Annotated in this window: 11 protein-coding genes and 1 pseudogene; 5 read left to right on the top strand and 7 right to left on the bottom strand. The window is 69.8% G+C overall.

The genetic code is table 11. The features are described 5' to 3' along the window. Nucleotides 1–520 (bottom strand): class I tRNA ligase family protein (locus PKE44_RS09895; RefSeq protein WP_324550590.1); only part of this gene is annotated, 520 nt, incomplete at its 3' end. A gap of 156 nt (nucleotides 521–676) precedes the next feature. Between PKE44_RS09895 and PKE44_RS09890 the strand changes: the two genes are divergently transcribed. Continuing rightward, on the top strand, nucleotides 677–1,192 hold the full coding sequence (locus PKE44_RS09890) for a zinc ribbon-containing protein (RefSeq protein WP_324550588.1): 516 nt from the start codon (nucleotides 677–679) through the stop codon (nucleotides 1,190–1,192). 95 nt (nucleotides 1,193–1,287) lie between these two features. Further along, nucleotides 1,288–1,461 (top strand): hypothetical protein, encoded by a 174-nt coding sequence (locus PKE44_RS09885; RefSeq protein WP_324550585.1) that lies wholly within the window; start codon nucleotides 1,288–1,290, stop codon nucleotides 1,459–1,461. A 54-nt stretch (nucleotides 1,462–1,515) separates the two neighbouring features. Here the strand turns inward: PKE44_RS09885 and lnt are convergent, their stop codons facing one another. Next, the gene (lnt, locus tag PKE44_RS09880; protein WP_324550582.1) at nucleotides 1,516–3,105 is read right to left on the bottom strand and encodes an apolipoprotein N-acyltransferase; all 1,590 of its coding nucleotides are present in this window, start codon (nucleotides 3,103–3,105) and stop codon (nucleotides 1,516–1,518) included. 90 nt (nucleotides 3,106–3,195) lie between these two features. On the opposite strand from lnt, the pseudogene PKE44_RS09875 reads away from it, so the two are divergent. Continuing rightward, a pseudogene (locus PKE44_RS09875) lies at nucleotides 3,196–3,627 on the top strand (VOC family protein). A gap of 106 nt (nucleotides 3,628–3,733) precedes the next feature. Here PKE44_RS09875 and PKE44_RS09870 read toward each other — a convergent pair. The 5 genes from PKE44_RS09870 to miaB form a co-directional block, all read right to left on the bottom strand. Beyond that, nucleotides 3,734–4,384 carry a protein-L-isoaspartate(D-aspartate) O-methyltransferase gene (locus tag PKE44_RS09870; protein ID WP_324550580.1) on the bottom strand — a complete coding sequence of 217 codons (651 nt, stop codon included), beginning with the start codon at nucleotides 4,382–4,384 and terminating at the stop codon, nucleotides 3,734–3,736. 90 nt (nucleotides 4,385–4,474) lie between these two features. After that, nucleotides 4,475–5,353, bottom strand: coding sequence for a transporter associated domain-containing protein (locus tag PKE44_RS09865; RefSeq protein ID WP_324550578.1), 879 nt, complete (start codon nucleotides 5,351–5,353; stop codon nucleotides 4,475–4,477). Continuing rightward, nucleotides 5,350–5,829, bottom strand: coding sequence for an rRNA maturation RNase YbeY (ybeY, locus tag PKE44_RS09860; protein ID WP_324550576.1), 480 nt, complete (start codon nucleotides 5,827–5,829; stop codon nucleotides 5,350–5,352). Before ybeY ends, PKE44_RS09865 begins: the two co-directional genes overlap by 4 nt. After that, entirely contained in the window at nucleotides 5,826–6,821 is a 996-nt protein-coding gene (locus PKE44_RS09855; protein WP_324550592.1) for a PhoH family protein, read from the bottom strand. The genes ybeY and PKE44_RS09855 overlap by 4 nt, the downstream gene beginning before the upstream one ends. A 20-nt stretch (nucleotides 6,822–6,841) precedes the next feature. Next, a complete protein-coding gene (gene miaB, locus PKE44_RS09850; protein ID WP_324550574.1) occupies nucleotides 6,842–8,209 on the bottom strand; it encodes a tRNA (N6-isopentenyl adenosine(37)-C2)-methylthiotransferase MiaB in 1,368 nt (455 codons plus the stop codon). 157 nt (nucleotides 8,210–8,366) lie between these two features. Here miaB and PKE44_RS09845 point away from each other — a divergent pair, with 157 nt between their 5' ends. Together PKE44_RS09845 and PKE44_RS09840 are read left to right on the top strand one after the other, a co-directional pair. Then, a complete protein-coding gene (locus PKE44_RS09845) occupies nucleotides 8,367–8,957 on the top strand; it encodes a Uma2 family endonuclease (protein WP_324550572.1) in 591 nt (196 codons plus the stop codon). A 118-nt stretch (nucleotides 8,958–9,075) separates the two neighbouring features. Further along, nucleotides 9,076–10,104 carry a sulfate ABC transporter substrate-binding protein gene (locus PKE44_RS09840; protein ID WP_324550570.1) on the top strand — a complete coding sequence of 343 codons (1,029 nt, stop codon included), beginning with the start codon at nucleotides 9,076–9,078 and terminating at the stop codon, nucleotides 10,102–10,104. Nucleotide 10,105: the final 1 nt, after the last annotated feature.

Below are 10,105 nucleotides of genomic sequence, written 5' to 3'. Positions count from 1 at the left end.
CGTCGATGACCTGCTCGTTGGCGAGCACGGTCTGGTCGACCGGATCCCAGTTGACGACGCCGTTCCTGCGGTAGATGACGCCCTTCTCGAACAGGCGCGTGAACAGCCACTGCTCCCAGCGGTAGTAATCGGGCGTGCAGGTGGCGAGTTCGCGCGACCAGTCGATGCCGAGACCGAGCGACTTCAGCTGCGCGCGCATGTAGTCGATGTTCTCGTAGGTCCAGCGCGCCGGCGCGACGCTGTTCTTGATCGCGGCGTTCTCGGCCGGCATGCCGAAGGCGTCCCAGCCCATCGGCTGCACGACGTTCCGGCCGAGCATGCGCTGGTAGCGCGCGATCACGTCGCCGATCGTGTAGTTGCGCACGTGGCCCATGTGCAGCCGGCCGCTCGGGTACGGGAACATCGACAGGCAGTAGAACTTCTCGCGCGCCGGGTCGGCGGCGACCTCGAAGCTGCGCTGCTCGTTCCAGTAGCGCTGCGCGGCGGCCTCGACGGCCTGCGGCTGGTAGGACTCTTCGATCATGCTCGGCCCGGGGCTCAGGTGGCGTTCCGAAAAAGGGACGAAGCATACCCGAGGCCGCGCCGTACGGCACAGTGCAGCACGGACCGTGCTTGCCGGCCGTGAGCGCCGGGTCGAGACTGCAGGCCGGGAACGCCGTACGGAGGAAACCCCGCCATGACCGAACCGCGCCACCGCCTCGCCGAGGCCTACGCCCGGCTGCTCGAACGCCTGCACCTGCACGACGCCGACCGGGACGCCTCGGAAGCCACGCCGCCGCTGCGCGCGCGCATCGACCGCGCCGCCGCGGACGCCCATCACCTCGGCGAACTGACGAAGGAGGAAGCCGGCCTGCTCGCGCACTGGGCGCGGCGCGACCTCGCCGACGCCGGCCGCCATCTCGCCGAGACCGGCCAGGAGCTCGGCAGCTGGCTGCGCTTCGACACCGAACTGGTCGAGGAGCGCCTGCTCGACTGGTTCGGGCGCGCGGCCGACCAGTCACGGCTGGAGCTGCTGGAATTCGCGGACACGCTGGAACGGCTCAGTCATTACGAGACCGGCGAGGTCACCGGCCCCGGCACGCTGGCCTGCGAGGCCTGCGGCGAGCGCATCGAGTTCCGCGGCACCGGCACGATTCCGTCGTGCCCGAAGTGCGGGCATACGCGCTTCGAACGCCCCGTCGATCCGTCGTAAGACGGAAGTTCCCGGCTTAAAAAAATTTCATTTTCAGGAACACGCGCGTATGCTCGCGCTCGCCCGCCTCGGGGCCCGTTACCGGTACGACCGCCATGCAGCGACTCATCCACCGGCAGCGCCTGCGCCGTATCCAGGACCAGCAGCAGCAGCACGCGCTGCGTCGTGGCCGCGGCCAGGTCTGGGAACTCGCCCAGATGCTCGACAACGCCGACGGCAAGCGCGATTCCGATCGCCCCGCCGCCGAGCCGGTCCGGCAACCGCACTGACGCCATGACGAACCGGCGGTCCGGCAGGGAAGCCGGCCGCAACCGCCGGTCTCGTCAGCCCCGCCGGCGCAGGGCTCCGGCCAGCAGCAGCACGGCCGCCAGCCCTGCCGCCGGCCCGTCCCCGAAGCGCACGTAGGGCGTGACGCCGCTGCGCGGCTGCACGTCGCCATCGAGCACGGTCTCGACGAAGGCCGGCGCCTGCGCCGTGATCCGCCCGCGTTCATCGACGATCGCCGTGAGGCCGGTGTTGGTCGCGCGCACCAGCGGCCGCGCGGCCTCCAGCGCCCGCATCTGCGCGATCTGCAGGTGCTGGTGCGGCGCGAGGCTGTCGCCGAACCAGGCGTCGTTGCTGACCACGACCAGCAACTGCGCCGCCGGCAGCGCGCGGCGCACCTCGCTGCCGAACACCGACTCGAAACAGATCGACACGCCGACCGGCACGCCGGCCGCGACCAGCAGCGGCTGGTCGGCGGCTCCGGCCGTGAAGTCGGCCATCGGGATCTGCACGAAGTCGCGGAAGATCATCAGCAGCCCGCGCAGCGGCAGGTATTCGCCGAAGGGCAGCAGCCGGTGCTTGGCGTAGACGCCGGGCGTGCGCCCGATCGACGCGACAGCGTTGCGGTAGTCGCGCCGGGCGCGATCACCGTCCGGCGCGCCGATCAGGAGGTCGGTGCCGGTTTCGGCCGCCCAGGCGCGCAGCTCTGCAAGAAAGTTGTCGTCGAGATCGGACAGGAAGGCCGGCAGCGCCGTCTCCGGCCACACGATCAGGTCACGATGCCCCTGCGCCTGCGCGCGCTGCGACAGGCCGGCATAGACGGCGATCGTCTCCTCCAGCTTGCCGGGCCGCCATTTCATCTCCTGCGCGATGTTGCCCTGTGCGTGGCCGACCGCCAGCACCCGACCCGCCGGCGCGCTCCAGTCGATGCGCCCGAGCCCGAAGCCGAGTGCCGGCACGAGCAGCGCGACGGCGAGCGGCGCAAGCGCGGCGCGCGCACCGCTGCGCAGCCGCGCGAGTGCGAGCCTGAGCGAGCCGGCCACCAGCATCACGAGCGCACCGAGCCCGAAGGTGCCGAGGATCGGCGCAAAGCCGGCCAGCGGTGACTCGACCTGCGCATAGCCGAGCGCAAGCCACGGAAAGCCGGTGAAGGCCCACGAACGCACCCATTCGAGCAGCGCCCACAGCCCCGGCGCCGCGAGCAGCCAGCGCCGGGCGCCGGGCGCGGGCGCGAGCCGGTTCAGCAGCCCCGCGAACAGCGCGACGTAGGCCGCCATCAGCAGCACGACCAGAAAGGTCGCAAGCCCCGCGAACGCCGGCGGCGCGCCGCCGTAGCGGTGCAGGCTGATGTAGATCCACCAGATGCCGTGGCCGTAGCTGCCGAGCCCGAACAGCAGACCGATCAGCAGCGCCCGCCGCGGGCGCTCGCCGTCGATCAGCCACAGCAGCACGGCCGGCAGCAGCAGCCCGAGCGGCCAGAGCCGGTACGGCGCAAACGCCAGCGGCAGCAGCAGACCCGCGATCGGTGCCAGCAGCAGCGCGAGCGGATGGCCGGCAGCGAGGCGGCCGGCGGCCGGGGCACCGGAATCCGTGGAACCGGCGGAAACGGCGGAGGGCGAAGCGGCAGGATCAGCGAGCGGTGCGGTCACGACGAACGGGGTGGCAGCGGCGGGAGCGGCAGTCTAGCCGATGCGCCCGGGCGGACCGCGACGGAGCGCGAGGCGCCGTCAGCCCGCGCCCTGCTGCCCCCGGGGTTCTACGCCGGCACCTTCCCGGACAGCGCAGTGGGCACGGTGCATCGCGCGCCCGGCGATTATCCATCGGGCCAGGAGGGCGATGTGCTGATGGTCGAGTTCACGGTGATCGGCATCCCTTGCCCCGGCCTGAATGGTGGCCCGATGTTCAGGCACAGCGAGGCCCTCTCCAGGTCGCAACCGACGATCAGGCCGAAACCGATCGGCTGTGGAACGCGATCGTCAGCAATGGTGGTCAGGAAAGCGCCTGCGGCTGGTGCAGGGACCCATGGGGCCTGTCGTGGCAGATCACGCCGCGCGCGCTGACGGCCGCCATCGCCGATCCCGATCGTGCCGCCGCCAGGCGCGCTTTCGAGGCGATGATGCAGATGGGCAAAATCGACATCGCGGCGATCGGAAGCGGCCCGGCGCGGCTGACGCCCGGCAGCCCGCAGGTTCGCGTGCGCTTGCGAACCCCGGCAATTTCGCCGGGGAATCCATGCAGCAGGGCCGGAATGCCTTCGTCGCTCCGGCCTGCGCCGGCTCACGCCCCTTCCCAGCCGTGCGCGCCGATCAGCGGCACGAAGCGCACGTCGCACAGGAAGTCTTCCCGGTACGAACCGGCTGCCTCGCGCGTCACGCACACGAGCCGCTGCACCCAGTCGTCATCGACCGGCATCACGAGCCGCCCGCCCGGCACCAGTTGCGCCCGCAGCACCTCGGGCACGCACGGACCGCTCGCGGCGACGAGGATCGCGTCGAAGGGCGCCGCCTCGGGCCAGCCGCCGCTGCCGTCGCCGGTGCGCAGTTCGATGTTCGTGCAGCCGAGGCGCGCAAAGCGCCCGGCCGCCTGCGCGGCCAGCGCTTCGATGCGCTCGACGGTGTAGACATGCGCGGCCAGCTCGGCCATGACCGCCGCCGCGTAGCCCGAGCCGGTGCCGACTTCGAGCACGCGCCCGCCGGGCCGGATCGCCGCTGCGGCGATCATCAGCGCCACGATGTACGGCTGCGAGATCGTCTGCCCGTCGCCGATCGACAGCGGCGAATCGTCGCAGGCCCATGCGCGCATCGCCTCGGGTACGAAGTCCTCGCGCGGCACGCGGCGCATCGCCGCGAGCACGTCCGGATCGTGGATGCCGCGCGCCTCGATCTGCTCCTCGACCATGCGCGCGCGCCGCTGCGTCCACTCGTCCACGACGGTTCCTCCTGACACCAGCCCGGCTGACGCCGGGCGCGACGGCATACGGAGCGCATGGCGGCGCTGCGCACGCGCCGCTGCCCGGCCTCAGGCGTTCGCTGCGTCCACCGGCACCACCGGGTCGAGCACGCTCAGCCCGAACAGGTGCACGCGGCGGTTGTCGGCGCGCAGCACGCGGAAGCGGAAGCGCTCGATCTCGACGACCTCGCCGCGCTTGGGCACGCGTTCGAGGTCGAGCAGCACCAGGCCGCCGACGGTGTCGGCCTCGTCCTCGTCGAAATGCGCGTCGAAGCGGACGTTGAAGTCCGCGAGCGGCGTCAGCGCGCGCACGATGTACTCGTGCTCGCCGATCTGGCGGATGTCGCCGTCATCGCCGGCCTCGTCGTGCTCGTCGTCGATCTCGCCGACGATCTGCTCGATCAGGTCCTCGATGGTCACGAGGCCGGCGACCCCGCCGTACTCGTCGACGACGATCGCCATGTGCAGGCGGTTGGCGCGGAACTCGCGCAGCAGCACGTCGAGGCGCTTGCTCTCGGGGATGAAGGTCGGGGCGCGCAGGAAGCTGCGCAGGTCGAACTCGCCGGCACCGCTCGCGAACCAGCGCAGCAGGTCCTTGACCAGCAGGATGCCGAGCACCTCGTCGCGATCCTCGCCGATCACCGGCAGGCGCGAGTGGCCGGACTCGATGATCTCGGCGAGCAGGCGCTCGACCGGCCAGTCGGCCTGCATGACGATCATCTGCCCGCGCGGGATCATGACGTCGCGCACCTGCCGCTCGGCAACCGCCAGCGCGCCTTCCATCATCGACAGGGCCTCGGCATCGATGATGCCGCGCGCCTGCGCTTCCTTGAGGATGTCCTTCAGGTCATCTCGATCCTCGGGTCCGCCCGCGAGGGCCTGTCCGAGGCGTTCCAGCCAGCTGCGGCCGGTCGTGCCGGTACTGTCGCCGGATCGGTCTTCCTTCATGGTCGTTCGTCGTCTGCGTAGGGGTTCGGATAGCCGAGACCGGCCAGAATGCGGATTTCGAGCGCTTCCATGGCCTCGGCTTCGGCATCGTCGAGGTGATCGTAGCCGAGCAGGTGCAGGGTGCCGTGCACGGTCAGGTGAGCCCAGTGCGCGGCTTCGGGCTTGTGCTGTTCGCCGGCCTCGCGCACGACGACCGGGGCACAGATGACCAGATCGCCGAGCAGCTCGGCATCGAGCACGATGCCGGGCGGGGTTTCGAACGGGAAGGACAGCACGTTGGTCGGGCCGTCCTTGTGCCGGTAGCCGGCGTTGAGCGCCGCGCTCTCGGCGATGCCGACGATGCGCACGCTCATCTCGCAGGGGTCGTGAAAATCCGCCCCGGCCAGCGCGGCTTCGGCCCAGCGGCGGAAATCGGCCGCCGGGGGCAGCGCGCCGGCGCCGGTCTCGATCTGCAGGTCGAGCGCGAGCCGGCTCATGCGCTGCCGCCCTGCTTCTGCTCGTGGCGCTCGTAGGCGATGACGATGCGCTGCACCAGCGGGTGGCGGACCACGTCGCGCGGCAGGAAGCGCGTCATGCTGATGCCGTCGACACCATCGAGCACCTCCAGCGCATGCGCGAGACCCGAGCGCACGCCCTTCGGCAGGTCGACCTGCGAGGTGTCGCCGGTGATCACCGCCGTCGAGCCGAAGCCGATGCGGGTCAGGAACATCTTCATCTGTTCGACCGTGGTGTTCTGCGCCTCGTCGAGGATGATGAAGGCGTCGTTGAGCGTGCGCCCGCGCATGAACGCGAGCGGCGCGATCTCGATGACGCTGCGCTCCATCAGCTTGGCGACGCGCTCGAAGCCGAGCATCTCGTAGAGCGCGTCGTACAGCGGCCTGAGATACGGATCGACCTTCTGCACCAGGTCGCCGGGCAGGAAGCCGAGCCGCTCGCCGGCCTCGACCGCCGGACGCACCAGCACCAGCCGGCGCACCTCGTCGCGCTCCAGCGCCTCGACCGCGCAGGCGACGGCGAGATAGGTCTTGCCGGTACCGGCCGGACCGACGCCGAAATTGATGTCGTGACGCTGGATCGCGTACAGGTAGCGCTGCTGGTTGATGCCGCGCCCGCGCACGATGCCGCGCCGGGTGCGGATCGCGACCTCCTCGGGCTCGGCCTCGACCGGATCGGGCAGCTCGATGTCGTCGGCGCCGGCCTCCTGCAGGAACAGGTGCACCCGGGCCGGGTTCAGCTCCTCCTCGCCGGCGGCGCGGTACAGCGCCTCGATGACCGCGGCACCGATCCGCGTCGCGGCCTCGGGACCGTTGAGGCTGAAATGCCCGCCGCGGTTGGCGATGGTGATGCCGAGCCGGCGCTCGATCTGGCGCAGGTGCTCGTCGAGGTGGCCGCAGAGCTGGGCGAGACGGGCGTTGTCGGCGGGTTCGAGGTCGAGGACTTGTGTGACGGCACCGTCGGCGGCGGGCAGCGGTGCGGGCAGGACGGTATTCACGCGTTCGCCACCGTCGCAGCCGGCATGCCGATCTCCTCGCAGGCGACGAACTCGCCGCGCAGCGAGTTCGGCAGGGCCTCGGTGATGCGCACGTCGACGAAATGCCCGATCAGGCGCTCGGGCCCGTCGAAGTTGACGACGCGGTTGTTCGGCGTGCGCCCGGCGAGCTGGCGGGCGTCCTTGCGCGCGTGGCGCTCGACCAGGACGCGCTGCACCGTGCCGACCATGCCGGCGGCGATGCGCGCGGCATTGGCGTTGAAGCGGTCGATGACGAGCTGCAGCCGCGCCTTCTTCTGCTCCAGCGGCACATCGTCGGGCAGTTCGGCGGCCGGCGTGCCCGGGCGCGGGCTGTACAGGAAGCTGAAGCTGTGGTCGTAGCCGATCTCGTCGATCAGCTTCAGCGTCGCCTGGAAATCGGCCTCGGTCTCGCCGGGGAAGCCGACGATGATGTCGGTCGACAGCGACAGATCCGGCCGGATCGCGCGCAGTCTGCGGATCTTCGACTTGTATTCGAGCACCGTGTGCCGGCGCTTCATCGCCGCGAGGATGCGGTCCGAGCCGCTCTGCACCGGCAGGTGCAGGTGATCGACCAGTTCCGGCACGCTGGCGTAGACCTCGATCAGCCGGTCGCTGAACTCGATCGGATGCGAGGTCGTGTAGCGGATGCGGTCGATGCCGTCGATCGCCGCGACCACCTCGATCAGCGCCGCGAAATCGGCGATCGAGCCATCGGCCATGACGCCGCGGTAGGCGTTGACGTTCTGGCCGAGCAGCGTGACCTCGCGCACGCCCTGCGCCGCCAGCGTCGCGACCTCGACCAGCACGTCATCGAACGGCCGCGAGACCTCCTCGCCGCGCGTGTACGGCACGACGCAGAAGGTGCAGTACTTCGAGCAGCCTTCCATGACCGACACGAACGCGGTCGGTCCCTCGGCGCGCGGCTCGGGCAGGCTGTCGAACTTCTCGATCTCGGGGAAGGACACGTCGACGACGGCGCCGCGGTGCTCGTCGGCCGCCGCGAGCAGCGCCGGCAGCCGGTGCAGCGTCTGCGGGCCGAACACCACGTCGACGAAGGGCGCGCGCTCGCGCAGCGCCGCGCCTTCCTGGCTGGCGACGCAGCCGCCGACGCCGATGACGAGGCCCGGGCGTTCGAGCTTCAGCTCGCGCCAGCGGCCAAGCTCGGAGTAGACCTTCTCCTGCGCCTTCTCGCGGATCGAACAGGTGTTCAGCAGCAGGACATCGGCCTGGGCGGGATCGTCGGTGAGTTCCAGACCGTGTGACTCGCGCAGTACGTCTCCCATCTTCGCGGAGTCGTACTCGTTCATCTGGCAACCGTGAGTCTTGATAAAGAGTTTGCGCGGCATCGGGTTCCTGCGACGGAGCAGCGTCAGTAAAGTTTTCAACGCACTCAAGGGGATGCGGGGGCGGGAGTCTAGCACCGGCGCCGGCGCCGACAAACACTCGCGACGGCCCGGCGAGCCGGGCCATACTCGGACCCGTCGCCTGCCCGGAGTCACGGACATGAGCCTGCCGCAAGCCTGCACCCGTTTCACGTTCGAGGACTATCTGGTCTGGGAGCCGACGCAGGAGCTGCGCCACGAGTACCTGAACGGCGAAGTCTTCGCGATGACCGGCGCCCGTCGCAACCACGTCACGGTGACCGTCAACCTGACGTCGGCCTTGCGCAATCTCGTGCGCGGGACGCCCTGCCGCGTCTATGCCAGCGACATGAAACTGCGCATTGCCAGCGCCGATGCGGCCTGCTACCCGGACGTGAGCGTGAGCAGTGACGAACGCGACCGGCGCACCGATCTGTTCATCGCCCATCCGCTGCTGATCATCGAGGTGCTGTCGCCCTCGACGGCCGCCTGGGACCGCAGCCGCAAGTTCGATCTGTACCGGCAGATCGACACACTGCAGGAATACGTGCTGATCGAGCCGGAGCTGCGCAGCGTCGACGTGTTCCGGCGCAGGCCCGCCGGCGACTGGCTGTTCCAGCCGTTTCGCGACGACGAGGCGGTCGAACTGGCCGCGCTCGGCTGCACGCTGCCGATGGCGCTGATCTACGAGGATGTGGATTTTCCGCCCGACGCTGCTGCCGATCCGGACTGATGCACGCGCATTTATACAAAAAAAGAATATAAAACTAATTCATTATTATTTTAAGCAATATAAAATCCGCGGATATGCTCGGCCGCCATGAGATGCGCTCCTGCCGAGGTATTGCCGCATGTCCCGCTTCGCCCCCCGCTTTCTCCGCCCGCTGCTCGCTGTCGCCTGCGCAGTCGTGCTCACCGTCGGCGGCAGTGCCCGCGCCGATGAGCCCAGGGACCTGCTGAACGTCTCGTACGACGTGGCGCGCGAGTTCTACAAGGACGTGAACGCGCAGTTCGTGCCGTACTGGCAGCGCAGCCACGGCGAGACCGTCACCGTCAACCAGTCGCACGGCGGCTCCAGCAAGCAGGCGCGCGCCGTCATCGACGGGCTCGCCGCCGATGTCGTGACGATGAACCAGCAGACCGACATCGACGCGATCGCGAAGACCGGCCTGATCCGCAGCGACTGGCGTCAGGCGCTGCCGTTCGGCTCGGCGCCGTACGGCTCGACCATCGTCTTCCTGGTGCGCAAGGGCAACCCGAAAGGCATTCAGGACTGGCCCGATCTCGGGCGCGACGGCGTGCAGATCGTCATCCCGAACCCGAAGACGGCCGGCAACGGCCGCTACAGCTACCTCGGCGCCTGGGCCTGGGCGAAGGAGCAATACGGCAGCGACGAGGCCGCGCGCGAGTTCGTCGGCAAGGTGTTCCGCAACGTGCCGGTGCTCGACGCCGGCGGCCGTGCCGCGACGACGACCTTCATGCAGCGCGGCATCGGTGACGTGCTGCTGACCTTCGAGAGCGAAGTGCTGCAGATCACCAGGGAATTCAGCCCCGACGCCTTCGATGTCGTGATCCCGTCGCTCAGCATCGATGCCGATGCGCCGGTCGCCGTCGTCGACAAGGTCGTCGATCGCAAGGGCAGCCGCGCCCTCGCCGAGGGCTACCTGCGCTTCCTGTACACGCCCGAGGGCCAGCGCCTGGCCGCGAAGCACTATCTGCGCCCGCGCGATCCGGCGGTGTTCGCCGAATTCAGGGAGCAGTTCCGCAACGTGCGCCTCGTGACCGTCGATGCCGCCTTCGGCGGCTGGCCGCAGGCGCAGGCGACCCACTTCGCCGATGGCGGCGAGTTCGACCGTCTCTACCAGCCCGGCAGCCGCTGAC

The sequence above is a fragment of the Plasticicumulans sp. genome (assembly GCF_035331805.1).
Taxonomy (GTDB): domain Bacteria; phylum Pseudomonadota; class Gammaproteobacteria; order Competibacterales; family Competibacteraceae; genus Plasticicumulans.
The sequence above is the reverse complement of the archived record's forward strand: the minus strand, read 5'-3'. Positions and strand labels throughout refer to the sequence as shown.